Annotated in this window: 20 protein-coding genes; 5 read left to right on the plus strand and 15 right to left on the minus strand. The window is 61.3% G+C overall.

Features of this window, described 5'->3' with window-relative positions; genetic code table 11:
• Positions 1-3: 3 nt before the first annotated feature.
• From ACPF9B_RS01635 to ACPF9B_RS01670, 8 genes are all read right to left on the minus strand, one after another.
• Complete coding sequence (locus tag ACPF9B_RS01635) at positions 4-1,077, minus strand: BMP family ABC transporter substrate-binding protein (protein WP_424178781.1); 1,074 nt, start codon at positions 1,075-1,077, stop codon at positions 4-6.
• A 25-nt stretch (positions 1,078-1,102) separates the two neighbouring features.
• The gene (locus ACPF9B_RS01640) at positions 1,103-2,017 is read right to left on the minus strand and encodes an ABC transporter permease (RefSeq protein WP_424178785.1); all 915 of its coding nucleotides are present in this window, start codon (positions 2,015-2,017) and stop codon (positions 1,103-1,105) included.
• Entirely contained in the window at positions 2,017-3,096 is a 1,080-nt protein-coding gene (locus tag ACPF9B_RS01645; RefSeq protein ID WP_007205736.1) for an ABC transporter permease, read from the minus strand. Before ACPF9B_RS01645 ends, ACPF9B_RS01640 begins: the two co-directional genes overlap by 1 nt.
• 51 nt (positions 3,097-3,147) lie before the next feature.
• Positions 3,148-4,671 (minus strand): ABC transporter ATP-binding protein, encoded by a 1,524-nt coding sequence (locus ACPF9B_RS01650; RefSeq protein WP_424178788.1) that lies wholly within the window; start codon positions 4,669-4,671, stop codon positions 3,148-3,150.
• Entirely contained in the window at positions 4,668-5,405 is a 738-nt protein-coding gene (xdhC, locus tag ACPF9B_RS01655; protein ID WP_007205734.1) for a xanthine dehydrogenase accessory protein XdhC, read from the minus strand. Before xdhC ends, ACPF9B_RS01650 begins: the two co-directional genes overlap by 4 nt.
• A complete protein-coding gene (gene xdhB, locus ACPF9B_RS01660) occupies positions 5,402-7,774 on the minus strand; it encodes a xanthine dehydrogenase molybdopterin binding subunit (protein WP_424178790.1) in 2,373 nt (790 codons plus the stop codon). Before xdhB ends, xdhC begins: the two co-directional genes overlap by 4 nt.
• Entirely contained in the window at positions 7,771-9,126 is a 1,356-nt protein-coding gene (locus ACPF9B_RS01665; RefSeq protein ID WP_424178792.1) for a xanthine dehydrogenase small subunit, read from the minus strand. Before ACPF9B_RS01665 ends, xdhB begins: the two co-directional genes overlap by 4 nt.
• Before the next feature lie 166 nt (positions 9,127-9,292).
• Entirely contained in the window at positions 9,293-9,589 is a 297-nt protein-coding gene (locus tag ACPF9B_RS01670) for an ArsR/SmtB family transcription factor (protein WP_007205731.1), read from the minus strand.
• Positions 9,590-9,678: 89 nt separating this feature from the next.
• On the opposite strand from ACPF9B_RS01670, the gene dnaE reads away from it, so the two are divergent.
• Positions 9,679-13,245 (plus strand): DNA polymerase III subunit alpha, encoded by a 3,567-nt coding sequence (gene dnaE / locus ACPF9B_RS01675; protein ID WP_007205730.1) that lies wholly within the window; start codon positions 9,679-9,681, stop codon positions 13,243-13,245.
• A gap of 18 nt (positions 13,246-13,263) precedes the next feature.
• Here the strand turns inward: dnaE and ACPF9B_RS01680 are convergent, their stop codons facing one another.
• Positions 13,264-13,467, minus strand: a complete 204-nt coding sequence (locus tag ACPF9B_RS01680) for a SlyX family protein (RefSeq protein WP_424178795.1) — start codon at positions 13,465-13,467, stop codon at positions 13,264-13,266.
• Between the two features lie 163 nt (positions 13,468-13,630).
• On the opposite strand from ACPF9B_RS01680, the gene hisS reads away from it, so the two are divergent.
• From hisS to hisG, 3 genes are read left to right on the plus strand one after another with little or no spacing between them, the layout of a single operon-like run.
• The gene (hisS, locus tag ACPF9B_RS01685) at positions 13,631-15,109 is read left to right on the plus strand and encodes a histidine--tRNA ligase (protein WP_424178797.1); all 1,479 of its coding nucleotides are present in this window, start codon (positions 13,631-13,633) and stop codon (positions 15,107-15,109) included.
• A complete protein-coding gene (locus tag ACPF9B_RS01690) occupies positions 15,109-16,188 on the plus strand; it encodes an ATP phosphoribosyltransferase regulatory subunit (RefSeq protein WP_007205727.1) in 1,080 nt (359 codons plus the stop codon). Before hisS ends, ACPF9B_RS01690 begins: the two co-directional genes overlap by 1 nt.
• A complete protein-coding gene (hisG, locus tag ACPF9B_RS01695; protein ID WP_424178799.1) occupies positions 16,182-16,871 on the plus strand; it encodes an ATP phosphoribosyltransferase in 690 nt (229 codons plus the stop codon). The genes ACPF9B_RS01690 and hisG overlap by 7 nt, the downstream gene beginning before the upstream one ends.
• Here the strand turns inward: hisG and ACPF9B_RS01700 are convergent, their stop codons facing one another.
• The 3 genes from ACPF9B_RS01700 to ACPF9B_RS01710 all read right to left on the minus strand — a co-directional run bounded on the left by ACPF9B_RS01700 (position 16,872) and on the right by ACPF9B_RS01710 (position 20,241).
• On the minus strand, positions 16,872-18,092 hold the full coding sequence (locus ACPF9B_RS01700; protein WP_424178801.1) for an MFS transporter: 1,221 nt from the start codon (positions 18,090-18,092) through the stop codon (positions 16,872-16,874).
• A 101-nt stretch (positions 18,093-18,193) separates the two neighbouring features.
• Complete coding sequence (locus ACPF9B_RS01705; protein WP_424178803.1) at positions 18,194-19,735, minus strand: AMP-binding protein; 1,542 nt, start codon at positions 19,733-19,735, stop codon at positions 18,194-18,196.
• A gap of 74 nt (positions 19,736-19,809) precedes the next feature.
• A complete protein-coding gene (locus ACPF9B_RS01710; RefSeq protein WP_007205722.1) occupies positions 19,810-20,241 on the minus strand; it encodes a DUF1489 family protein in 432 nt (143 codons plus the stop codon).
• A gap of 184 nt (positions 20,242-20,425) precedes the next feature.
• On the opposite strand from ACPF9B_RS01710, the gene ACPF9B_RS01715 reads away from it, so the two are divergent.
• Complete coding sequence (locus tag ACPF9B_RS01715; RefSeq protein WP_424178805.1) at positions 20,426-22,735, plus strand: adenosylcobalamin-dependent ribonucleoside-diphosphate reductase; 2,310 nt, start codon at positions 20,426-20,428, stop codon at positions 22,733-22,735.
• An 18-nt stretch (positions 22,736-22,753) separates the two neighbouring features.
• Here the strand turns inward: ACPF9B_RS01715 and iolB are convergent, their stop codons facing one another.
• From iolB to ACPF9B_RS01730, 3 genes are read right to left on the minus strand one after another with little or no spacing between them, the layout of a single operon-like run.
• Positions 22,754-23,548, minus strand: a complete 795-nt coding sequence (gene iolB / locus ACPF9B_RS01720; protein ID WP_007205720.1) for a 5-deoxy-glucuronate isomerase — start codon at positions 23,546-23,548, stop codon at positions 22,754-22,756.
• On the minus strand, positions 23,548-24,330 hold the full coding sequence (locus ACPF9B_RS01725; RefSeq protein WP_007205719.1) for an ATP-binding cassette domain-containing protein: 783 nt from the start codon (positions 24,328-24,330) through the stop codon (positions 23,548-23,550). Before ACPF9B_RS01725 ends, iolB begins: the two co-directional genes overlap by 1 nt.
• Position 24,331: 1 nt before the next feature.
• Positions 24,332-25,447, minus strand: a complete 1,116-nt coding sequence (locus ACPF9B_RS01730) for an ABC transporter permease (protein ID WP_007205718.1) — start codon at positions 25,445-25,447, stop codon at positions 24,332-24,334.
• Positions 25,448-25,467: the final 20 nt, after the last annotated feature.

Consider the following 25,467-nt stretch of genomic DNA (forward strand, 5'->3'; position numbering starts at 1 on the left):
CGCTTATTGCGGAATGTCGCCTGTCAGACCTTCGACATAGAAATTCATGCCCAGCAGGTCGCCATCGCTGGCGGTTTCACCTTCGGCCAGCCAGACCGACCCGTCCTGACGGTTCAGCGGTCCGGTGAACGGGTGGTATTCGCCCGCGCGGATCGCTGCGATCATCGCTTCGGCCGATGCTTTGACCTCGGCAGGCACGGCTTCGGTGATTTCACCGATGCTGACCATGCCTTGGGGGATACCATCCCATGTGTCGCTGCTTTCCCAAGTGCCGTCGATCACGGCCTGCGTGCGCGCGACATAATAAGGCGCCCAATCGTCGATGATGGAGGACACGCGCGGGAATGGCGCGAATTCGGACATGTCGGATGCCTGACCAAAGGTCACGACATTGCCGGCAGCCTGCGCTGCGGCCTGCGGTGCAGTCGAATCAGTGTGCTGCAGGATCACATCGGCACCCTGTTCGATCAGCACGGTGGCGGCTTCGGCCTCTTTCGCGGGGTCGAACCAAGTATAGGCCCAGACGACGCGGAATTCGACATCGGGGTTCACTTCACGCGCGTGAATAAACGCAGAGTTGATGCCCTGGATCACTTCGGGGATCGGGTAAGACCCGATATAACCGACGATATTGCTTTGCGTCATCTGGCCCGCGATATGGCCCTGAATGGCACGGCCTTCATAGAAACGAGCGTTATAGATCGCCACGTTATCTGCGGTCTTGTAACCCGTCGCATGTTCGAACTTTACGTCCGGAAAACGCTCAGCCACGTTGATCGTCGCGTCCATATACCCGAATGACGTGGTAAAGATCAGGTCGGCACCCTGCAGAGCCATCTGCGTGATGACGCGTTCGGCATCGGGGCCTTCAGGCACGCTTTCGACAAAGACAGTTTCGACAGCGTCGCCGAAATGGGCTTCGACGGCCTGACGGCCCTTGTCGTGTTCATAGGTCCAGCCGCCGTCGCCGACGGGGCCAACATAGACGAAACCGACGGTGGTTTTGTCTTGCGCGAAAGCGCCTGTCGCCAAGGCAAGGGCAATGCCCGTCCCGGCCAGTAATTTCTTGAATTTCATCTTCATCCCCTTGGTGGTCAAAGCCTCAACGCGAGGCGTGGAAAGACTGGGCCAGCGACCCCGGTGCCCGTCCCGCCCGCATCATAACCAGAACTAGAATAGTTGCCAGATATGGTGCCATGGAAAGATATGCCACCGGGATCGCCATCCCCGCCGCCTGTAGATTAAGCTGCAACACGGTCACACCGCCAAATAAATAAGCACCTAGCAAAAGCCGCCATGGCCGCCAGCTTGCAAAAACCACGATGGCCAGCGCGATCCAGCCCGCCCCGGCGGTCAGCCCTTCGGTCCATTGCGGCACGCGCACAAGGCTCAGATACGCCCCGCCAAGCCCCGCGCAGGCCCCGCCGAACATGATTGCCAGCAGCCGAACGCGAATCACGTGATAGCCCAGCGCATGGGCTGCGTCGTGGTTTTCACCCACCGCGCGCAGGATCAGTCCGGCGCGGCTATAGCGCAGGAAAGCCCACACGCCGGCGATGATGGCGATGCCCAGATAAACGACAGGGTCATGGTTGAACAGGATCGGCCCGATCACCGGAATATCGCTGAGCACCGGCACTGGCCATTTGGGGATGACGGGTGCTTTGATCCCGATATAGCCCTGCCCGAGCAATGCAGCGAAGCCCAAGCCAAACAGCGTCAACGCGAGCCCCGTGGCTACCTGGTTGGACAGCAGAACCTGCGTCAATACGCCGAACACGAGCGCCAGCAACGCGCCTCCGAGCGCGGCCCCTGCAAAGCCCAGCAGCGGCGATCCCGCATTGATCGTCACGATGAACCCGCAGACAGCGCCGGTGATCATCATCCCCTCGACACCAAGGTTCAGCACGCCGGCGCGTTCGACCACCAATTCGCCGATCGCCGCCAGCAGGATCGGGTTCGCCGCCACCATCAGCGAGGCCAGCAACAGGATCGGGTTGATTGCGGATAAATCCATTATGCCACCCCCCGCGCTGTGAGCCGGATGCGGTAATGCGTCAGCACATCAACTGCCAAAAGAAAGAACAACAACATCCCCTGCAACACCTGAATGGCCGCGGCTGGCAGGCGAAGGTTCGATTGCGCGATCTCGCCACCGATATAGGTCAGCGCCATCAGCCCCGCCGCCAGCAGGATGCCAACGGGATGCAAGCGTCCCAGAAAAGCGACGATGATCGCGGTAAAGCCATAACCTGCGTTGAAATCAATGCTGATCAACCCCGATGGTCCCGCCACCTCGAACAACCCTGCCAGCCCGGCCAGCGCGCCCGAGATCGCCATGCAGATCAACACCAGTAGGCCGGGGTTCACCCCGGCAAACCGTGCGGCCCGCGGGCTTTGCCCCGACAGGCGCACATGGAACCCGAAAATATGCCGCGACAAAGTGATATAGGCGAAAATCACCGCGATCAGCGCAAAGACAACGCCCCAATGCAGCCCGGCACTTTCATTGATCCAGCTTGTCGCGGAGGGATAGCGCGCAAGGTTCCGGCTGCCCGGAAACCCGCTGGCATCAGGGTTGCGCAACGCCCCCAGCGCCATCGAGGCCAACAGGCTCTGCGCGACATAAACCAGCATCAGCGACACAAGGATTTCATTGGTGCCAAACCTGACCCGCAAAAACCCCGGGATCATCGCCCAGGCCCACCCGCCCAAAGCACCCGCCATCACCATCAGCGGAAAGATGAACGGGCTTTCGGTTGGATAGAACGCCAGCCCCACCGCCGCGCCGCAGATCGCGCCCAGAATATACTGGCCTTCTGCCCCGATGTTCCACACACCCGCGCGAAATCCGAACGACAGCCCGATCGCGATCAGCACCAATGGGGCCGCCTTGATTAACAGCTGCGGGCGGTAATACCACGAAAACTCCGAAAACAGCGGGTCCCAGAAAATCGTGCGGATTGTCTCGAACGGGTCTTTGCCCAGTGCGGCAAACAACAAAGCACCGCAGACCATGGTCAACACCACCGCAAGCAAGGGGGCGGCATAAGTCCAGAACCGCGACGGCGCCGTGCGCTTTTCTAACCGGATCATGCCAGCCCCTTCATCATCAGAGCATAAATATCCCCGCTGGAGGCATCAAAGTCAGGCATCAACATGTGCCACCTCCATGTCATGCGCACCGCCCAGCATCAGCCCGATCTGTTCCACGCTCAGCCCCTGTGCGGGGCGGGGTGCGGATAGCCGCCCTGCGTTCAACGCGGCAAACCTGTCTGAAATCTCCATCAACTCGTCAAGGTCCTGACTGATGCAGATCACCGCCGCCCCTTTGGCCGCAAGATCCAGCAACGCCTGCCGGATCGCCGCCGCGGCGGATGCATCAACACCCCAGGTCGGCTGGTTGACGACCAGCAGGGCTGGGTCTTGCATGATCTCACGGCCGATCACGAATTTTTGCAGGTTGCCGCCCGACAGCGACCGCGCGGTATTGCCCGCCCCCGGCGTGCGCACATCAAAAGCCGCGATGACATTGGCCGCGAATTCGCGCGCCTTGCCCCATCGCACAAACCCGCGCGCGGTCAGGTCCTGCCTGACAGCCGCCGTCAGCAGCGCATTTTCCGTCAGGCTCATATCGGGGGCCGCAGCATGGCCCATCCGTTCCTCGGGCGCCGCCAAAAGCCCCAGACGGCGGCGCGCGTTCGGGGCCAGATGCCCGATGCTTTTGCCATCAAACAGGACCATGTCGCGCCGCGTGCGGATTTCACCCGACAAGGCCGCAACCAGTTCGTCCTGCCCGTTGCCTGCCACACCGCCGATGCCCAGAATTTCGCCGCGCCTGACCGTCAGATCGATATCGCGCAGCGCGGTGCCAAAGCGGTGCGGCGCCTTCGCGCTCAGCCCCTGCAAGGTCAGGATCACCTCGCCTTCGGGGCGCGCGGCCTTGTGCGGGACATGCAGGCTGCTGCCCACCATCAATTCGGCCATCTCGCGTGCGGATGTGGCGCGTGGATCGCAACTGCCCACCACACGGCCCAGCCGCAACACTGTTGCCGCATCGCAAAGAGCGCGGATTTCCTCCAGCTTGTGCGAGATATACAGGATTGCCGCGCCCGCCGCGCGCAACCGGCGCAGGGTCTCGAACAAGATCGCCACCTCTTGCGGTGTCAGCACCGAAGTCGGTTCGTCCATGATCAACAGCTTGGGGTCCTGCAACAGGCAGCGTACGATCTCGACCCGCTGACGTTCGCCCGCCGACAGCTCGCCCACGATCCGCAACGGGTCCAAAGGCAGGCCGTATTGGTCCGACACAAGCCGCACGCGCGCCGCGATCTCGCGCTGGGGCGGCGGATTTTCCATGCCTAGCGCGATATTTTCGGCCACGTTCATCGCATCGAACAGAGAAAAATGCTGGAACACCATCGCCACACCCGCCATGCGCGCCGCACGCGGTTCTGCGGGCGCGAAAACTGCACCTTGCAATTCCATCTGCCCGGCATCGGGTTTGACCAGACCATAGATTGTCTTGACCAAGGTCGATTTGCCCGCGCCGTTTTCGCCCAACAGCGCATGAATCTCGCCGGGCTGGATGTCAAAAGACACGTCCTGATTGGCCACGACGCCCGGATAGGCTTTGGTCAGGCCGCGCAGGCGCAGCAAAGGTGTGGTCATGCTTGGCGCTCCCTGCTCTGGCGCGTCTCAGTCCTGATCATGGCGGTTGCGACGCCAAGCGCAAGGGCTGCCGGATGTTTGCCCAGCGCCGGATCACCGATCGGGCAGGCGATGCGGTCGATTTGTGCAGAACTATGCCCCAGATCGCCCAACCGCTTGCGAAACCGCGCCCATTTGGTCGCTGACCCGATTAACCCCACACTCGCGAACGGACGCGACAGGATCGCGTGGCACAGGGCCAGATCAAGCGCATGGCTATAGGTCAGGATCAGGTGATCAGTCTGATCGGGTGCATGGCGCACCGCTTGCGCGGGATCGACGGCGACCAAGGTGGTCACGTCCGTTTGCGGAAACCTGTCAGCGGCCACATCGACCCAGGTGATCGCGAAATCCGGCAAAGGCTGCATTACATGCACGATTGCGCGGCCCACATGGCCTGCGCCGTAAATCCACAAAGCGCGGCGCGGCGGATCTTCGAGCGCCTCTGCCACACCCCAGACAAGCGTCACCGACCCGCCGCAGCATTGGCCCAAGGCAGGCCCCAGCGGGATCGTCGCGCGGTGTTGGGTCCGGCCGTCGACCAGCATCCGGCGCGCCTCGGCCATGGCGTCCCATTCCAGCGCGCCACCCCCGATCGTTCCTTCGATGCGGTCGGCCCAGACCATCATTTGCGCCCCCGTCTCGCGCGGGGCCGATCCTGCGGTCTGCGCAACCGTGATGCGGATACCCGTCATCCGCGCGCCCGATGAACAGCGCGCAGCACTTCTTCTGCCGTGGCAGGGGCCTGCAAATCGGGATAGGATGGCCCGCAGGCCTGCACCGCCGCTGACAGCGCCAGGAATGCGGAAATCCCCAGCATGAACGGCGGCTCGCCCACCGCCTTGGACCGATAGATCGTCTGCGCCGGATTGGGCTGGTCCCAAAGCGCCACGTTGAAAATCTCTGGCCGGTCCGAACAGGCGGGGATTTTATAGGTCGCGGGCGCATGGGTGCGCAGCCGGCCCTTGGCGTCCCAGACCAGTTCTTCGGTCGTCAGCCAACCCGCGCCTTGGACAAAGGCACCCTCAACCTGCCCAATATCCAGCGCCGGGTTCAGCGAAGCGCCAGCATCATGCAACAGGTCCGTACGCAAAATCCGGTTCTCGCCGGTCAGCGTATCAATCACCACCTCGGTCACAGCGGCACCTTGGGCGAAATAGAAAAACGGCTTGCCTTCGCCCCTAATGCGGTCCCAACTCAGACCCGGCGTCTTGTAAAACCCAGTGGCCGACAGGCTGACACGCTGGAAATAGGCGGCCTGTGCGGCCTTGGCAAAAGTCATCACATCACCGCCGGCATGCACATGGCCATCCGCAAAATGCACGTCCGCCACATGGCACTGGTGCAACTGCGCCAAACAGGCCGCAATCCGGTCGCGGATCGTATCGCAGGCATTGGCCACCGCCATCCCGTTCAGATCCGACCCCGACGATGCCGCCGTCGCCGATGTATTCGGCACCTTGCCAGTGTCGGTGGCGGTAATCTTGACCGCCGCCACGTCGATCCCGAACCGGCTGGCCGCCACCTGCGCCACCTTCTGGAACAGGCCTTGCCCCATCTCGGTGCCGCCGTGGTTCATATGGACCGAGCCATCCTGATACACATGCACCAGCGCCCCCGCCTGATTGAGGTGACTCAGCGTGAAGGAAATCCCGAACTTCACCGGACTAAACGCGATCCCGCGCCTCAACACCGGCTGGCCTTCGTTCCAGCGTGCAATCGCCGCGCGCCGCGCGTGATACGCGGACGTCTCCAGCAACCGCTGCGCCAACCCGTGCAGAATGAAATCCGTGACCGGCATGTGATAAGGCGTGGTCTGCGCTTCCATCGTTCGAGCGGAAATATCCTCGGGGGGCAGGTGCGCAGCACCGTGGGGGGCAGACAGCCCCCTATGCGCCCCAGGCGCAGCTTCGTCTTCCGCCATCGGCGCATAGAAATTGCGCTGCCGCACGACCACCGGATCAAGCCCCAGTTCCGCTGCGACATGGTCCATCACCCGCTCGATGCCCAAGACCCCCTGCGGCCCTCCGAAACCGCGAAAGGCGGTGGCCGATTGCGTGTTGGTCTTGAGCCTGTGCGAGGTGATCCGCGCGGCGGGCAGATGATAGGCATTATCCGCATGCAGCATCGCGCGGTCCGCAACTGGCAGCGACAGGTCCATCGCCCAGCCGCACCGCGTCATCTGCACAAAATCGACACCCCGCAACCGGCCATCCGAATCCACACCGACGTCATAGGTAATACGGAAATCATGCCTCTTGCCCGTGATCATCATGTCGTCGTCGCGGTCATAGCGCATCTTGCAAGGCCGCCGTGTCAGCCGTGCCGCCACGGCACAGGCCACCGCCAAAGCATTGCCCTGACTTTCCTTGCCGCCGAACCCGCCGCCCATGCGGCGGACCTCGCAGCGCACGGCATGCATCGGCAGACCCAAGGCATCCGCCACCTTGTGCTGGATTTCCGTGGGATGCTGGGTGGAACTTTGCACCACCATATCCCCGCCTTCCTGCGGCAGGGCAAGGGCGGCTTGGCCTTCAAGATAGAAATGCTCCTGCCCGCCCATGTCGATCTGGCCGGTGATGCGGCGGGGTGCTGCGGCCAAGGCTGCATCGACGTCGCCTTTGGTCCAGATGCGCGGGCCATCCTCGAACCGGCTGTTCGCGGCCAAAGCCTGATCAATCGTCAGGATCGGCGTCTCTGGCGTGATACTGACCTTGCCCAGCCGTGCCGCCTTGCGCGCGGCAAGGTGGCTGTCGGCTATGACCACAAACAGGGGCTGGCCCAGATAATGCACCTCGCCCGTGGCGAGCAGCGGTTCATCATGCACCGAAGGCGAAACATCATTGGCAAATGGAAGGTCATCTGCCGTCAGCACCGCCACCACACCGGGGGCGGCGCGCACAGCGTCAAGGTCCATCGCGTTGATGGCACCCTTGGCCACATCCGACAGGCCAAAAGCCAGATGCAGCGTGCCTGCAGGCGTGGGGATATCGTCGATATAGCGCGCTTGTCCGGTGACATGCAGATGGGCGGCATCATGTGGCAAGGATGTTGCGACGCTCATGCCGATACCTCCAGCACATTGGCGGCTTGCCCCGTGCTTTGCGCGAAATAGCGCAGCAACAGGTTCTGCGCGACCTGCAGCCGGTAATCCGCGCTGGCGCGCATATCTGACAGCGGCGTGAAATCATCCCTAAAGGCGCGAGCGGCGGCAGCGACGCTTTCTTGCGTCCAAGGTTGACCGATCAAGGCCGCCTCGACCGCTGCGGCCCTTTTCGGCACGCCGGCCATCCCGCCAAAGGCAATCCGCGCGATTGTGACCACGCCATCCGCGACGCTGATGTTGAAACAGCCACAGACGGCGGAAATATCCTGATCAAAGCGTTTGGATATCTTGTAGCAGCGCAGATCAGGGGCCACGCGCGGCAGGGTGACGCCCGTCACCAATTCGCCAGGCTTGCGGTCCTGCTTGCCGTAGTCGAGAAAGAAATCCTCGACCGGCATTTGCCGCGTGTCATCCCCGTGCCGCAGATGCAAGGTCGCGCCAAGCGCGATCAGCGCGGGTGGATTGTCCCCGATGGGCGATCCATTGGCAATATTGCCGCCGATAGTCGCCGCATTGCGCACCTGATCAGACCCATACCGCCGGATCAATTCCGCGTAGGATGGGTGATATTCACCCATCTTACCCAATACCGCGGCCATGGTCACACCTGCGCCAATGTGAATGGCGTCATCCGCCACGGTGATGTGCTGCAAGTCCACACAACGGTGCAGGAATACGGGGGTTTGCAGGTCGCGCAATTGTTTTGTGACCCAAAGGCCGACATCGGTCGCCCCCGCGACAATCGTCGCATCGGGGTGGGCAGCATAATATGCGGCCAGCTCATCCAAAGTCTCGGGCGCATAGAGAGCGGGTGCGACCGCAGGCGGGATATCTTTGACCCAATCAGGGCTGGGCAGGGCTTCTGCCGCCTTGGCCGCGCGGATGATCGGGGCATAGCCCGTACAGCGGCACAAATTGCCTGCCAGCACATCATCATGGTCGGTCCGGCCGGCCAGATGGGCTGTCGCCATCGCGGCGATGAAACCGGGGGTGCAAAACCCGCATTGCGACCCGTGGTGGTCGATCATCGCCTGCTGGACCGGGTGCAGCGCACCATCCGGTGCGGCAATGCCTTCGACGGTGCGCACGGCCTTGCCATGCAGCTGGGGCAAAAGCAGGATGCAGGCGTTCAGCGATTTCGCGCCGCTGTCATCTGTCACCATCACTGTGCAGGCGCCGCAATCGCCCTCGTTGCAGCCTTCCTTGGTGCCGCAGAGGCCTTGGTCATTGCGCAGCCAATCCAGCAACGTCGTTGTGGGTTGCGCGGTGATGCGCATGGTTTCCCCGTTCAGAAGAAACGTGATTTCCATTGGTGTAGACCTGCCGCGTTACCAGATCAAAAGGATGCAAATGTCGATGCGGCGTAGACATCTGCCCGTCACTACAGCGTATCAAACCGGCCTGACCGCCCGTTTGCAAGAGTTTTCGCCGCCAATTGCCCTGCAACGCTGCTTTCGCTAAAAAAATGGGCGGCTCTCAGGGTTGGCCCGCGTCGCGGTTTTCCCAGATCGTGCGTTGCCATGCCAGCCAGCCTTGCACCTCGATCAAGGGGGCTGTTTCCAGCTGGCAGGTTCGCACGCGGCCTTTCTTGACCGACCGCAGCACGCCGCTGTCTTCCAAGACTTTCAGATGCCGCATGAAGGTCGGCAGGGCCATCTGGTGCGGCCTGTGCAATTCACCCACGCTGGCGGGGCCAGAGGCCAGCCGTTCCAGCACCGCGCGCCGTGTTGGGTCGGACATCGCCCCAAAGAATTTATCAAGTTTCGCCGTCATCGGGTCTAGTGGCAGTCTAAAGCGGTCCAAGTCAAGGCAGCGGCCGCACGCGGCCTTGTACCTGCGCGCCCATCCGCTAGTTTCGCCAAATGACAGACAGCCCCCGATTCATCCACCTGCGCACCCATACCGAATATTCCTTGCTGGAAGGGGCGGTGCCGGTCAAATCGCTGGCCCCATTGGCGGCGGGCATGGGGATGCCTGCGGTCGCCGTGACCGATACCAACAACATGTTCTGCGCGCTGGAATTTTCCGAATACGCTGTCAAGGCAGGCGTGCAGCCGATCATCGGTTGCCAGCTTGATCTGGCCTATGCCACCCCTGACCCCGGCAAACGGCCCGAACCACCCGCCCCAATCGTGCTGCTGGCGCAGAACGAGGCGGGTTATCTGAACCTGATGAAGCTGAATTCCTGCGCCTATCTGGATGCTGCCGGTGAATTGCCGCAGGTCACCGTGGATGAGCTGGCGCAATATGGTACGGGGCTGATCTGCCTGACGGGTGGCCCGGACGGCCCCATCGGGCGGTTGTTGCGCCACGGCCAACAGGCCAAGGCCGATCTGTTGCTGGATCAGTTGGCCGCGATCTATCCGCAGCGGTTGTATGTCGAATTGCAGCGCCACCCTGTCGATGGTGGCCTGCCCGAGGCGGAACGGCTGTCCGAGCGTGGCCATATCGAAATGGCCTATGCCAAGGGTCTGCCGCTGGTCGCAACCAACGACGTCTATTTCCCAAAATCGGCCTTTTACGAAGCCCATGACGCGCTGATCTGCATCGCGGATGGCGCTTATGTCGATCAACAAGAACCGCGCCGCCGCCTGACGCCGCAGCATTATTTCAAATCCCCACGCGAAATGGCGACGCTGTTTGCCGATCTGCCCGAAGCCTTGGAAAACACGATCGAGATCGCACAGCGCTGCGCCTTCAAAGCCTATAAACGGGCGCCGATCCTGCCCAAATTCGCCGATGACGAAGTCGCCGAATTGCGTAGGCAAGCGCAAGAAGGGCTGCGCGCGCGGCTGGCCGTGATCCCGCATGCGGCAAGTATCGAGGACTACGAAAAACGGCTCGATTTCGAGCTTGGCATCATCGAGGGCATGGGTTTTCCCGGCTATTTCCTGATCGTCGCCGATTTCATCAAATGGGCCAAGGACAACGGGATTCCCGTAGGCCCGGGGCGGGGGTCGGGGGCTGGCTCGCTCGTCGCCTATGCGCTGCTGATCACCGATCTGGACCCTTTGCGCTATAGCCTGCTGTTTGAACGCTTTCTGAACCCCGAACGTGTGTCGATGCCTGATTTCGACATCGACTTTTGCATGGACCGCCGCGAAGAAGTCATCCGCTATGTGCAGGACAAATACGGCCGCGACCGTGTGGGGCAGATCATCACCTTTGGTGCGCTGTTGTCCAAAGCCGCCGTCCGCGATGTGGGGCGCGTGTTGCAGATGCCTTATGGTCAGGTGGACCGCCTATCCAAGATGATCCCCGTCGAAGGCGTCAAACCCGTCAGCATCGAAAAGGCGCTGGCTGACGAGCCGCGCCTGCGCGAAGAGGCCAAGAACGAAGAGGTCGTGCAACGCCTGCTGACCTATGCCCAGCAGGTCGAGGGGCTGTTGCGCAATGCATCGACCCATGCCGCGGGTGTGGTAATCGGGGACCGGCCGCTGGATGAATTGGTGCCGCTTTATCAAGACCCGCGCTCTGACATGCCCGCAACCCAGTTCAATATGAAATGGGTGGAACAGGCGGGGCTGGTAAAATTCGACTTTCTGGGGCTGAAAACCCTGACCGTGATCCACAATGCAGTGGAACTGATCCGCAAGGCGGGGCGCAGCCTGAATGTCACCGCGGATGGCGATGTGCTGTATCAGCCGCCCGTAGGGTTTGAATATGATATCGGGGCGATCCCGCTGGATGATGCGAAATCCTATGCGCTTTATGCATCTGCCAAGACCATCGCCGTGTTTCAGGTGGAAAGCTCTGGCATGATGGATGCGCTCAAGCGCATGAAACCCACCTGTATCGAGGATATCGTGGCGCTGGTGGCGCTTTACCGGCCCGGCCCGATGGAGAATATCCCCACCTATTGCGAGGTGAAGAACGGGATCAAAGAGCTGGAATCGATCCATCCGTCGATCGACCATATTCTGGCGGAAACCCAAGGCATCATCGTTTATCAGGAACAGGTGATGGAGATCGCGCAGGTCATGGCGGGTTACAGCCTTGGCGGGGCGGATTTGTTGCGCCGCGCGATGGGTAAGAAAATCGCCGAGGAAATGGCCAAGGAACGCCCCAAATTCGAGGCCGGCGCCAAGGCCAACGGGGTGGAGCCGAAAAAGGCGCGCGAGGTGTTCGACCTTCTGGAGAAATTCGCCAATTACGGGTTCAACAAATCGCATGCCGCAGCTTATGCCGTGGTCAGTTACCAGACTGCATGGCTCAAGGCGAACCATCCGGTCGAATTCATGGCCGGTGTCATGAACTGCGATATCCACCTGACCGACAAGCTTGGCGTCTATTTCCAAGAAGTCAAAAAAGGGCTGGGGATTGATTACATCCCGCCCTGCGTGAACCGGTCGGGTGCTACTTTCGAGGTGCAGGACGGCAAGCTGGTCTATGCGCTGGGTGCTTTGAAAAACGTCGGTGTCGAGGCGATGAAGCTGATCGTTGCGGGCCGTGAGGGTCACCCCGGGCTTGACCCGGGGCCTCACTCCGCCGGAGGCCCCGGATCTGCGTCCGGGGCGACACCGAAACCATTCGTGAACCTGTTCGATTTCGCGCGGCGCTGTGATCTCAAGCGCATCGGCAAACGGTCGCTGGAGATGCTCGCCCGCGCAGGGGCGTTTGATGTGCTTGACCGCAACCGGCGGCGGGTGATGGCGTCGCTGGATGCGCTGACCGCCTATTCGGCGGCGATCCATGATCAAAAATCATCCAACCAGGTATCGCTGTTCGGTGATGCGGGCGAGGATTTGCCCGAACCGCGCCTTGCCTTTGGCGATGACTGGCTGCCTGCCGAACGGCTGGCCGAGGAATTCAAGGCCATCGGGTTCTATCTGTCGGGCCATCCGCTTGACGATTACATGGGCGCGCTGAAACGCAAGCAGGTATTGACGCTGGACGAGGTGATCGCGCGTGCCGAAAAGGGTGCGGCGCTGGTCAAGATGGCAGGCACCGTGTCAGGCCGGCAAGAACGCAAATCGGCGCGTGGCAACCGTTTCGCCTTTGTGCAATTGTCTGATCCAACGGGCCAATACGAGGTCACGATGTTTTCCGACACGCTTGAGGTCGCGCGCACCTATCTGGAGACAGGATCGCAGATCGTGCTGCAATGCGAGGCGACGATGGAGGGGGACCAGCTCAAGCTTTTGGGCCGGTCGGTGTCGCCCATCGACAGTGTGGTGGCCGATGCAGGTTCAGCGGGATTGCGCGTGTTCATCGATAGCCCCAGCGCGATTGACACGATTGCCAGCATTCTGGCCAGTGCCGCCCGCGACGGGGTGCGCGCCGCGCGTGGGCCGGTCTATATCTGCCTGACCAATGCGGATCTGCCCGGCGAGGTCGAGCTTGATCTTGGCGAGCCGTTTCCGGTCAATCCACAGATCAAGGGTGCCTTGCGCAGCCTTGGCGGGGTGATCGAGGTCGAGGACGCGTAGGCCGGATCGTGATCCTCCCTACCAATGCGGCGGGCGCTGGTCTGTCAAGGTGACGTTGTTGCCGGCGTCTTGATCGCGCGACATTTCCCGTTCGACCAACAGCGCGACGCGCCGCGTCAGCAAGGCCAGTTCTTTGTCCTGACGCGCGACAATATCAGACAGATCATCGACGCTGCGCGTGAGATGGGCGATTTTTTCTTCGAGCGGGTCAATGGTGTTCATGGTGTCTGATACACCGCCCTTGCGCGCGCGCAAAGCCTGTGGCGCGGTTCTGCTTTGAGTATTTTTGGAAAAAAGAAGTGAAAGGGCCTTTGGTGCAGCCTTGCATTGCATTGCCCCTGTCATGCTTGCGGGGTAAACCGCGCCAAAGCAAAAGGACATCGCGATGGCCAGTGACAAAAAGCAACCGCGCCCCAAGGCAGTGACGCCCAAGGGGTTTCAGGATTATTTCGGCGCGGATGTGACCGAACGGGCCGCGATGCTGGCCAAGATTGCGGCTGTCTACGATCGCTATGGATTTGATGCTTTGGAGACATCCGCTGTCGAGACGGTCGAGGCTTTGGGCAAGTTCCTGCCTGATGTGGATCGTCCCAATGAGGGTGTTTTCGCATGGCAGGAGGATGCCGATTGGCTGGCGCTGCGTTATGATCTGACCGCCCCTTTGGCGCGGGTGGCGGCGCAATATCGCAACGATCTGCCAAGCCCTTATCGCCGCTATGCCATGGGGCCGGTCTGGCGCAATGAAAAACCCGGACCCGGCCGGTTCCGGCAGTTTTACCAATGCGATGCCGATACGGTGGGGGCGGCCAGTGTCGCCGCCGATGCCGAGATTTGTGCGATGCTGGCGGATTGTCTGGAAGAAGTGGGCATCGCGCGCGGTGATTACGTCATTCGTGTCAACAATCGCAAGGTTCTGAACGGTGTGCTAGAGGTGGCCGGCCTGTCGGGGGATGACAAAGAAGCCGAACGCGGCATCGTGCTGCGTGCTATCGACAAGCTTGACCGGCTGGGTGTAGCGGGCGTGCGCGCGCTGCTGGGCGAGGGTCGCAAGGATGAGAGTGGCGATTTCACCAAGGGCGCGGGGTTGTCGCAAGCGCAGGCGGATGTCGTCATCGGGTTCATGGAGGCCAAGCGCGACACCGGTGCCGCCACCGTCGCGCGGCTGGCCGAACTGGTGGCAGGCTCGCCCATCGGGGTGGCCGGTGTCGCAGAGCTTGACGAGATCGCAGGATTGCTGTCTGCCCAAGGTTATGGCCCCGACCGCATCGTCATCGACCCCTCCGTCGTGCGCGGCCTTGGCTATTACACCGGCCCTGTCTTTGAGGCCGAACTGACCTTTGAGGTCACCGATGAAAAGGGCCGTCCGCGCAATTTCGGCTCGGTCGCGGGGGGGGGGCGCTATGACGATCTGGTCAAGCGCTTTACCGGACAAGAGGTGCCTGCGACGGGTGTCTCGATCGGGGTGGACCGGCTGCTGGCTGCTTTGCGCGCCACGGGGCGCATCACGTCTGCATCTGCCGGTCCCGTCATCGTCACTGTCATGGACCGCGCGCATATGGCCGATTACCAAAGCATGGTGGCCGAATTGCGCAAGGCGGGGATCAGATCCGAGGTCTATCTTGGCAATCCCAAGAATTTCGGCAACCAGCTGAAATATGCCGATAAGCGCGCATCACCCGTTGCGATCATCGCGGGGGGCGACGAATTCGCCAAAGGTGTCGTGCAGATCAAGGATTTGATCCTTGGGGCGCAGATTGCCAAGAACGCCACGTTGGAAGAATGGAAAGACCGCCCCAGCCAATACGAAGTGTCACGTGAGCAGATGGTCGCCCGCGTGCGCGCCATTCTGGACGGGCAGGGCTGATGCCGACCTCGCCCGCGACCCTGACCGAGGCGCGCCGCCTGCGTGACCATTTCGCAGCCCAAGGGGCTGTCGTGGTCAAGGCGGATGTGCTGCAACCTGCCGATCTGTTGCTTGATCTTTATGGCGATGATATCCGTGCGCGCGCCTATCTGACCGCCGATCCCTTGCGCGGCGAAATGGTGCTGCGCCCCGATTTCACTGTGCCGGTCGTGCAGATGCATATGGAAACCTATGCCGATCCCGCGCGCTATACCTATTCGGGCAAGGTGTTCCGCAAACAAGAAACCGACGAGACGCGTGCCAATGAATATGTGCAGGTCGGATACGAGGTGTTTGACGGCCAGAACCCCGCCGCCGCCGATGCCGAAGTCTTTGCCGTGATCGCCGCAGGGCTGGCAGGCCTGCCTTTGCGGGCGGCAACAGGCGATATCGGCGTGCTGATGGCTGCGGTGCGCGGGTTGCGCACGACCGAGGACCGCAAGGCAGCTTTGCTGCGCCATATCTGGCGGCCGGTCCGATTTCGCGCGCTGCTGCGCCGCTATGGCGCGGGTGATGTGCCGCCCCTGCGTGCGGCCTTGCTGGCGGCGGATGATCCTTTCGCCGCTGCCGGTCCCGAGATCGGCTTGCGCAGTCAGGCAGAGGTTGCGGCCCGTATCGCAGCCTTGCGTGCGGATGCCGCAGCAGCGCCCTTGTCGTCCGATGAAACCGCGCTGATCGATGCGATTCTTGGCCTGCGCGCCACCAGCACCGATGCGCTGAGCGTGCTGCGCGATATCGCCGTGGACATGCCCAGCATCGGCAGTGCCGTGCGCCGGATGGAAGCGCGGCTGCATGCGATGGCCGCCCGCGGGATCGACGTTGACACGCTCGATTTCGAAGGCAGTTATGGACGTACTTCGCTTGAATATTACGATGGTTTCGTCTTTGGCTTTTACGCGAGCGAGCGCCCCGAACTGCCGCCGATTGCCACAGGTGGCCGTTATGACGCGCTGACCGCGCGGTTGGGGCAGGGGCGCGCGGTGCCTGCGGTGGGCGGCGTGATCCGCCCCGATCTGGCGCTGGAGGTGGGCAGATGCTGAAGCTTGGCGTGCCGTCCAAAGGGCGGTTGATGGAAAAGACCTTTGACTGGTTTGGCGCGCGTGGCGTCACCTTGCGCAAATCTGGGTCAGAGCGTGAATATGCCGGTGCCGTGGATGGGATCGAGGGGTTGGAACTGGTCTTGTTGTCAGCGGGTGAAATCCCGCGCGAACTGGCGCTGGGCAATATCCATCTGGGGGTGACCGGGTCCGATCTGGTGCGCGAAAAGCTGGTGAATTGGCAGGGCCGTGTGCGGGAAATGGCACTGATGGGCTTTGGCGGGGCTGATCTGGTGATCGCAGTGCCGCAGGCTTGGGTTGATGTCGATACACTTGATGATCTGGATGCAGCCGCAGCCGCGTTTCGCGCGCAGCACGGGTTCCGCCTGCGGATCGCCACGAAATACCACCGGCTGGTGCGCGAATTCCTGCGCGACAATGGTGTGGCCGATTACCAGCTGATCGACAGCCAAGGGGCCACCGAAGGCACGGTCAAGAATGAAACTGCCGAGGCAATTGCCGATATCACCTCGACCGGTGAGACGCTGCGCGCCAATGGGCTGAAAATCCTGTCCGACGGGCTGATCCATGCCAGTCAGGCGACGTTGTTTCGTGGCAGCCGCGCCAATTGGACGGCCCAGCAGCGCAAGATCCTCACGTCACTGGAACAGGCGCTGGAGCTGTGATCATTCCGCTGGCGCGATTGTGATCCGCGCCCGCCCAAGGCGCGGATGCAGCTTGGACGACAGCGCCCATGCGGCCAGCAAGCTCGCCCCCGATGCCACGAAAACACCCGACACTGGCGCGAACAACAAGACCAGCCAGGCCGTGCCGGGGGTCAGGATACCCGACACATCGCGGAAACTGGCATAGACGGCAGCCATTTCGGTCCGCTCGGATGGTTTGACGGCCAAGAGGAACGGCAAGCCGCCCGACACGTCCAGCAGGATCAGGAAGAACGACCCGCCGACCAGCGCCAGCACGGTGATCCAAGGCCAGCCCGCGGCCAGCCCCGCGATGCTGAACAGACAGCCCGCCGTGACAAAGCCGGTGCGCACCGCATAGCGGATCGAATGTTTCTGCATCCAGCGCAGCATCAGCGGCGTAATGAACAGCGCCGCATTCGACATCGACAACACGATCCCGGCGATCCTGTCGCCCAGCCCGTTTTCAATCGCATAAATCGGCAGATAGACGATATAGACCCACCAGCCCGCCGATCGGACCACTGCGAAAATCCAGCCCGCGATCAGCCGTGGCTGCCCTGCAAAACGTGGCAGATAGGCCAGCGGGTTCGCAGGCGGTCGTGTCGCCTTGGTGATCAGCTTGCCATTGCCAAGGCGCATCCACGAGAACAGGCTCAGCATGGAAAAAGCAGCGCATGCCGCGATGAAAAACGGCGCGGGGGACCACCAGCTGTAAAGAAAGACCCCCAGCGCAGGCCCGATGGTCCAGCCCGCTGCACTGTAAAACAGCCGCGAGGTTTCAAGCCGCCCCAGCTGCACCTTGGAGATATAGTCCATCACATAGGCGTTGAAGCAGACGAAGGTGATAACGGTGGACATCGTGTTCAGCCCAAGCCCGAACACAACGGCCAGTGGGTCGCCTGTCGCCGCGAAAAGCGACCCCGTCACGAAAAAGCTTGCCCCGATCACATAGACCCAGCGGCGCGGCAGATAACGGGTCGTAAAAGGTACCATCAGCCCGACCGCCAGCGACAGGATGCCCACCAGAAAATACGCCTCTGATATCAGCTGTGCGTCCTGCAATGCGTTGTACATCGCCAGCGGAAACACGGAAATCAGGATGCCGCGCGCGACGGCCTCGGTCCCTGCAAGGGTGGCGAACCCACGTACACCGGGCGCCGGAGCATGGCGCAACCATTCGGGTATTCGGCGTTCGTGCATCGGACGGCTTTCTTCAATTGCCGCCACCCTAGGCGCATCGCGCGCCCAGGCTTGTCACAATACGACGCCGCGTGGCGTTTTTGTCCCGACGCCGGCTGGCGTCATTCTGCTTGCGCCGCGATCCGGTCACGCAACATGCGCCGCAGGATCTTGCCCGAGGCCGATTTGGGGATTTCCGGCACAATATGGATCTGGTGCAATTGTTTGTAATGCGCCAGCGTCCGGCCCAGATGCGCCATGATTGCATCGGCATCCGGTGCGCCATTACCCGCAACAACAAAGGCGATTGGCAACTCGCCGGCTTCGGCATCCGGCAGGCCGATCACGGCGGCATCGGTAATACCTTCAAGCGCGACCAATGCTGCCTCCAGCTCGGCTGGAGCGACCTGAAAGCCCTTGTATTTGATCAATTCCTTCAGCCGGTCCACGATGAACATATAACCCTGATCGTCGATCCGCGCGATGTCGCCTGTGCGCAGCCAGCCATCATCAGTGATTGTCGCGGCGGTGGCCGTGGGGTTGTTGAGATAGCCCTGCATCACCTGCGGCCCTTTGATCCACAATTCGCCATCTTCGCCAGCAGGCAGATCGGCGCCCGTCTCGATATCGACGATCCGGCAGGATGTGTTCGGCAACGCCAGACCAGAGGCCCCCGCAACCGCCGCTGTGGCAGGCGTAACATGGGACACCGGGCTCAGCTCGGTCATCCCGTAGCCTTGCAGGCTGATGCAATCCAGCCGCTTGCCCACGGCATTGGACAATTCAGCCCCCATAGGTGCGGCACCCGAAAACACCTGTTCTATGCTGGACAGATCATATTGGTCCACCAACGGATGCTTGGCCAGCGCCAGCGCCACCGGCGGGACAATCCACATGCGCCGCGCCTTGTGGTCCTGACTGATCTGCAAGAACAGCGGCAGATCGAAACGCGGCATCGTCACCACAGCGCCGCCGCCTGCCAGATGGACGTTCATCAGTACCGTCATGCCGTAAATGTGAAAGAATGGCAAAAACCCTGCCGCAACCTCGCCCGCGCGGAAATCGGCAGCGGCGATGATCTGGTCCACGTTCACAACAAGGTTGCGATGCGACAGCATCACGCCTTTGGGCAGGCCGGTGGTACCGGATGAATAGGGCAGCACGACCGTATGCGCCACGATATCGACCGGCACCTGCGCGGGCAGAGGATCACCCAGCAGCGCGGCGTAAGCATCGGTGCCAATCGCGATCACGTCCAGATCGCCTGCGCCCGCCTGCGCTGTGGCCAGAAAATCAGGGATGGTGAACAGCACATCGGCGCGCGAATCCGCTAACTGGTGGCGGATTTCGGTCGCGGTATAGGTCGGGTTCAGCGTCGTGATTGTACCACCAGCCCATGCGACAGCGTGAAAGATGATGCAATATTCGGGCATGTTTGGGGCCATCAGGGCGACGACCTTGCCGTGCCCTAACCCTGCTGCGCTCAGCCCGCCCGCCAGCCGCTTGACCTGGTCCATGAAATCCGCCGCCGTCAGGCTGCGCCCAGTCGGCCCGTCGATCAACACCACGTCGTCGGGGCGCATGACAAGTCCGTCAAACACGCGTTCGGTGATGGATTGTGCGCGCAACGGCACATCGGCAAAAGACGTGTGGTAAATTGACATGCTTTCCTCCCCAGAAATGCTGGGGTCAGGATGCGTCAGGCCGAATGCGAAAGCCAGTCACAAGTCGGGGCGAATTAGCGCACCCCGATGGCGGCCAGCGCCTTGGACAATTCGGGCGGCAGCGCTTCTTCATGCTGGCGCCCTGCGGGAAGATCGGGTGGGGCGTCTGTGACAGGCAAATAGCGCCACCCTTGAAAAGCGCGCTTGGGCGTCGCCGCGACACGGATCAGGCCGGGTTTGCAGGTGATGGCGCAGCGGCGGATACCATCGCCACCAATATATTCATCAAGCCGCACGATTGGCTGGCGACACAGGATCACGCCCTTGATCACCCAATAAATCGACCCGCCGTTCAGAATTTCGTCTTCGCGCTTGGGCCACATGCGTGTGATGTGGCGCGGCAGCCCGTCCTCGGTCTGCGCGCGCCTGTCCGCCTGCCACGCGGCAAGATCGGCCACATCATCCGTGCCGACCGACAGCTTGAGCAGGTGAACAATCTTGGTCATCTCTCCCCCCCGGGATAATCGTGAAATAAGGCAGGCCAGCGCAAAGACAAGCCTGCGGCAAAATATACCCTGCAAATAGGTTGCGACCACAACATGCAGCGGTCTAGAAGACCATTCCCGAATCCAGTCACAGACCGTAGCATGGCGCAACCGTGCCACGCCTGCCAGTCAGAAAGCAAAACCCATGTCCCATTTCGCAGCCCCTATCGCCGAACAAATCTGGGACATGAAATACCGTTTCAAACAGGCCGACGGGACGCCGATCGACATCAGCGTCGAAGATACATGGCACCGGATCGCCAAGTCGCTCGCCGCAGTAGAGGCTGACCCGCAGGCCTGGGAGCCGAAATTCTACGACGCGCTGGCCGATTTCAAATACCTGCCTGCAGGCCGGATCACGGCGGGCGCCGGCACCGCGCGGTCGGTGACATTGTTCAATTGTTTCGTCATGGGTACCGTGCCGGACAGCATGGGCGGCATTTTCGACATGCTCAAAGAGGCGGCTTTGACAATGCAGCAGGGCGGCGGCATCGGCTACGATTTCAGCACCATCAGGCCAAAGGGCGCCTCGGTGCTGGGCGTGGCTGCCGATGCGTCTGGCCCCCTGTCGTTCATGGATGTCTGGGATGCGATGTGCCGCACGATCATGTCGGCCGGGTCACGGCGTGGCGCGATGATGGCCGTCATGCGCTGCGACCACCCCGATATCGAGGCGTTCATTACGGCTAAATCCGATGCCGCCCGCCTGCGGATGTTCAACATGTCGGTGCTGATCACCGATCCGTTCATGGCGGCGGTCAAGGCAGGTGGCGATTGGGACCTCTTGTTCGACGGTCAGGTCTACAAGACCCTCAAGGCGCGCGACCTGTGGGATACGATCATGCAATCGACCTATGATTACGCCGAACCGGGCGTGATTTTTATCGACCGCATCAACCAGATGAACAACCTGAATTATTGCGAAACCATCGCCGCGACCAACCCCTGCGGCGAACAGCCTTTGCCGCCTTATGGGGCTTGCCTTCTGGGGTCGATCAACATGGCGCGTCTGGTCAGTGATCCGTTCAGCGACAGCGCGAAACTGGACGCGAACGCCCTGACCGATCTGGTCGCCACCGCCGTGCGGATGATGGACAATGTCGTCGATGCCTCGCGTTTCCCGCTGCCGGCCCAACAGCACGAGGCGATGAACAAACGACGCATCGGGCTGGGCGTCACCGGCCTTGCCGATGCCCTGCTGATGGTCGGGCTGCGCTATGGCTCTGAAGAGGCGGCAGCACAAACCGACGCATGGATGCATGCCATCGCGCGGGCAGCCTACCTGGCCTCGGTCGATCTCGCCAAAGAAAAAGGCGCCTTTCCGCTGTTTGACGCGGACAAGTACCTCGCCAGTGGTGCCATGCAGCAGATGGACGCCGACGTGCGCGACGCGATCCGCACCCACGGCATCCGCAACGCATTGCTGACCTCGATCGCACCCACCGGCACGATCAGCCTTTATGCCGGCAATGTCTCCTCGGGGATCGAACCGGTCTTTGCCTATGCCTATACCCGAAAGGTCCTGCAAAAAGACGGCACCAAAACCGAGGAAGAAGTCGTCGATTACGCCGTCCAGATGTGGCGCGACCTGAAAGGCGATGCGCCCTTGCCGGACTATTTCGTCAACGCGCAAACGCTGGCTCCGCTCGATCACGTCCGCATGCAGGCGGCCGCACAGAAATGGATCGACAGCAGCATCTCCAAAACCATCAACTGCCCCGAGGACATCAGCTTCGATGCCTTCAAAGAGGTCTATATGGCCGCTTGGGACCAGGGCTGCAAAGGCTGCACCACCTATCGGCCCAATGACGTGACCGGCTCGGTGCTGTCCGTCTCGGAAGAAAAACCACAACTTCTTATTTCCGAAAATACTCCCGCCGGAGGCGACCCGGAAGGGTCTCATGGCACCTCGCCCGGCGGCGAAGTGATCTATATGTCTGAACCGCTGGATCGGCCGCAGGAACTGGAAGGGGCGACCTATAAACTCAAATGGCCCGACAGCGAACATGCGATCTATATCACGATCAATGATCTGGTCGTTGCAGGTCACCGCCGCCCATTCGAGATTTTCATCAATTCCAAGAACATGGAACATTTCGCCTGGACCGTGGCACTGACGCGGATGATCTCTGCGGTATTCCGGCGCGGCGGTGATGTCACCTTCGTGGTCGAGGAACTCAAAGCCGTGTTCGACCCGCGTGGCGGGGCCTGGATGCAGGGTAAATATGTCCCTTCGATCCTTGCCGCGATCGGCGGGGTGATCGAACGGCACATGGTCGCGATCGGGTTTCTGGCGGGCGAAGGTCTGGGTCTCAAGGCTGACCCCACCGCCGATGTCGTCACGCTGCAGGGCGGTAAGCGCGGCAAGGCCTGTTCGTCTTGCGGGTCCTATGATCTGCGCATGATCGAAGGCTGCATGACCTGCGCGTCTTGCGGCTATTCAAAATGCGGCTAAGGCGCGCCATGACCCGGATCACATCAACCAAGCATGATCCGGGTCAGCCACAAAGCGCCACTTGCGCAACGGTCCTGCCATAACATTCAAGTAATACATGTCATAGCCATGCGGGGCCGCACAGGGGTGATGGCCGCGCGGCACCAGAACGACATCATGGTTCTTGACCGTCATCGTTTCATCCAGCGTGCCGTCATCGGTATAAACACGCTGGATGCCAAAACCTTGCGGCGGGTTCAGGCGGTGATAATAGCTTTCTTCCAGATAGGTGATGCGGGGGTAATCATCTTCGTCATGACGATGACTTGGATAGCTGGACCAATTGCCCGCTGGTGTGAAGACTTCGGTGATCAGCAGGCTTTCCGCCACATCCGCATCTTCCATCGCGATATTGTTGATCCAACGGGTGTTTGACCCGTCGCCGCGCTGCGTCAGGGTGATGCCATCCGGCCCAAGGCGGCGCGCTGGATAGCCGCCCTTGGCGGGCGCGCAGCAGATCGCCAGCGTGCAATCTGTCGTTGCCGTGACCTGCCAATCTTGCGCGGGGGGGATGTACAGGCAATGGGGGGCTGTTTTTTCGAACACATCCATCCGGTCGCCCAGAACGCCCCAGTCCTGTCCTGCCGCCTGCACCTGCGCGCGCCCTTCAACCATGACAAGGATCGCTTCGCGGTCTTGTGTCAGGCCACTGGCAACAGCCCCTGATGCCAATCGGTGCAGTTCAAACCCGACATAACGCCAGCCCGCATTTTCAGGTGTGACCGCATGGACCAGCCCGTCGCGGGCCAAGGGTTTGCGCAGCAAATTCGCCATCAGACGGTCCCGCCCAAAGATCCTTCGAGCGCGGCCATTTCCTGCCCGCCTGCCATCAGATCCTGAAGCGCCTCTGGCGTAATTTCGCCGCGCGCGGCCGTTCCCAGCGTCTTGCCGCGGTTCAGCACCGTGAACCGGTCGCCCACAGCCATGGCATGGCGCACGTTATGGGTGATGAAAACGATCCCGATCCCGGTCTTGCGGACGCGGTCGATTGTGGACAGCACATTGGCTGTCTGACGCACGCCCAGCGCAGAGGTTGGTTCATCCAGGATCAGCACCTTGGCTCCGAAATGCACGGCGCGCGCGATGGCGACTGTTTGCCTTTCCCCGCCCGACAGGGTGCCGACGGCCTGCTGGGGTGACCGCAGATTGATGCCCATCTTGCGCATCTCGGACATCGTCACGTCATTGGCGGTCTTGAAGTCCAGAAACTTGAATGGGCCAACCTTGCGGACCGGTTCGCGCCCCATCCAGAAATTGCGCGTGACACTCATCAGCGGGATCATCGCCAGATCCTGATAGACGGTGGCGATCCCCGCCTCCATCGCATCGCGCGGGCTGTCAAAATGCATCGCTTGACCGCCGAACAATATTTCACCGCCCGTGGGTTTATGCACCCCTGCCATCGTCTTGATAAAGGTCGATTTGCCTGCGCCGTTGTCGCCCAGCAAGCAGTGACATTCACCTGGCCGGATGTCGAAGCTTACGCCATTCAGGGCGATCACCGGGCCGAAATGCTTTTCGATATTGCGCATTTCGATGATGGGTTCGGTCGTCATATCAACGCTCTCCCGTAATAATACGCCGGATATAGGTGTTCAGGATCACCGCAAACAGCAGGATCACCCCAAGGAACACGCGAAACAGGCTCGATTCGACACCGGCAAAAAACAGCCCTTGCTGCACCACGCCAAAGATCAGCGCACCAAGTGCCGCCCCGATGACCGACCCATAGCCGCCCGTCAACAAGGCGCCGCCGATGACCACCGCAATGATCGCCTCGAATTCTTTCAGCAGGCCACGATCCGCCCCCGCCGATCCGAATTCGATCACCTGACAGGTCGCAAAGACGCAGGCGCAAAAAGCGGTGAACATGAACATTTGGATTTTGACACGGTTGACGGGGACGCCGACATAGCGTGCCGCCTGCGCATCGCCGCCTGCCGCAAAGATCCAATTGCCGAACTGGGTGCGCGTCAGGATGATATGGGCAATGGCCACAAGCCCCAGCGCCCAGATGATCAGCATTGGGATGCCGTCAACAACGGGCTGTCCGGCGCGGGTGCCACGCGAAAACACCTCGATCACGCCCAGATCGCCAAGCCAGATGAAAAATCCGCCGCCCACCTTGCCACCGAACAGCGGGGCAAGCCAATCGCCCTCTGCGGCCTCGGAAATGCCGCCGATGATGGTACGGCGTTCGATCAATTGGGGGAAAAAGATGGTAAAGCCGCGCAGGATGAACAGGAATGCCAGCGTCACGATAAAGCTTGGCAGGCCGGTGCGCACGACGATGATGCCGTTCAGCGCTCCGATAGCGATACACAGCGCAAATGTCAGCAGGATCGCGACCCAGATCGGCCAGCCCAGCGTTACAGAGATGATCGCAATCGACATGCCGGCAAATCCGATCATGGACCCCACGCTCAGGTCGAATTCGCCCGCGATCATCAACATGCAGGCCCCGACGGCGATGATCATGAATTGCGCAGAAACGGTGGACCAGTTCAGCACGCCCTGCGCATTGAACATCCCGCTGTTCCCAGCAAAGATGATGAAAAAGGCGAACACAGCAATCGTGCCGACAATCGCGCCCAGCTCTGGCCGGATCAGCGCTTTTCGCAGCTTCGATGTTTCCTTGATGCGTTCGTCAACGGTCGCGTCCGTCTTGGACATCGTAAGACCCTTCCTTTTTG

This window comes from Yoonia sp. TsM2_T14_4 (assembly GCF_049602355.1).
Classification (GTDB): domain Bacteria; phylum Pseudomonadota; class Alphaproteobacteria; order Rhodobacterales; family Rhodobacteraceae; genus Yoonia; species Yoonia vestfoldensis_A.

Coding starts and splice junctions, on each gene's coding strand:
- ACPF9B_RS01635 (WP_424178781.1), bottom strand. CDS start 1,077: ATGAAATTCAAGAAATTACTGGCCGGGACGGGCATTGCCCTTGCCTTG.
- ACPF9B_RS01640 (WP_424178785.1), bottom strand. CDS start 2,017: ATGGATTTATCCGCAATCAACCCGATCCTGTTGCTGGCCTCGCTGATG.
- ACPF9B_RS01645 (WP_007205736.1), bottom strand. CDS start 3,096: ATGATCCGGTTAGAAAAGCGCACGGCGCCGTCGCGGTTCTGGACTTAT.
- ACPF9B_RS01650 (WP_424178788.1), bottom strand. CDS start 4,671: ATGACCACACCTTTGCTGCGCCTGCGCGGCCTGACCAAAGCCTATCCG.
- xdhC (WP_007205734.1), bottom strand. CDS start 5,405: ATGACGGGTATCCGCATCACGGTTGCGCAGACCGCAGGATCGGCCCCG.
- xdhB (WP_424178790.1), bottom strand. CDS start 7,774: ATGAGCGTCGCAACATCCTTGCCACATGATGCCGCCCATCTGCATGTC.
- ACPF9B_RS01665 (WP_424178792.1), bottom strand. CDS start 9,126: ATGGAAATCACGTTTCTTCTGAACGGGGAAACCATGCGCATCACCGCG.
- ACPF9B_RS01670 (WP_007205731.1), bottom strand. CDS start 9,589: ATGACGGCGAAACTTGATAAATTCTTTGGGGCGATGTCCGACCCAACA.
- dnaE (WP_007205730.1), top strand. CDS start 9,679: ATGACAGACAGCCCCCGATTCATCCACCTGCGCACCCATACCGAATAT.
- ACPF9B_RS01680 (WP_424178795.1), bottom strand. CDS start 13,467: ATGAACACCATTGACCCGCTCGAAGAAAAAATCGCCCATCTCACGCGC.
- hisS (WP_424178797.1), top strand. CDS start 13,631: ATGGCCAGTGACAAAAAGCAACCGCGCCCCAAGGCAGTGACGCCCAAG.
- ACPF9B_RS01690 (WP_007205727.1), top strand. CDS start 15,109: ATGCCGACCTCGCCCGCGACCCTGACCGAGGCGCGCCGCCTGCGTGAC.
- hisG (WP_424178799.1), top strand. CDS start 16,182: ATGCTGAAGCTTGGCGTGCCGTCCAAAGGGCGGTTGATGGAAAAGACC.
- ACPF9B_RS01700 (WP_424178801.1), bottom strand. CDS start 18,092: ATGCACGAACGCCGAATACCCGAATGGTTGCGCCATGCTCCGGCGCCC.
- ACPF9B_RS01705 (WP_424178803.1), bottom strand. CDS start 19,735: ATGTCAATTTACCACACGTCTTTTGCCGATGTGCCGTTGCGCGCACAA.
- ACPF9B_RS01710 (WP_007205722.1), bottom strand. CDS start 20,241: ATGACCAAGATTGTTCACCTGCTCAAGCTGTCGGTCGGCACGGATGAT.
- ACPF9B_RS01715 (WP_424178805.1), top strand. CDS start 20,426: ATGTCCCATTTCGCAGCCCCTATCGCCGAACAAATCTGGGACATGAAA.
- iolB (WP_007205720.1), bottom strand. CDS start 23,548: ATGGCGAATTTGCTGCGCAAACCCTTGGCCCGCGACGGGCTGGTCCAT.
- ACPF9B_RS01725 (WP_007205719.1), bottom strand. CDS start 24,330: ATGACGACCGAACCCATCATCGAAATGCGCAATATCGAAAAGCATTTC.
- ACPF9B_RS01730 (WP_007205718.1), bottom strand. CDS start 25,447: ATGTCCAAGACGGACGCGACCGTTGACGAACGCATCAAGGAAACATCG.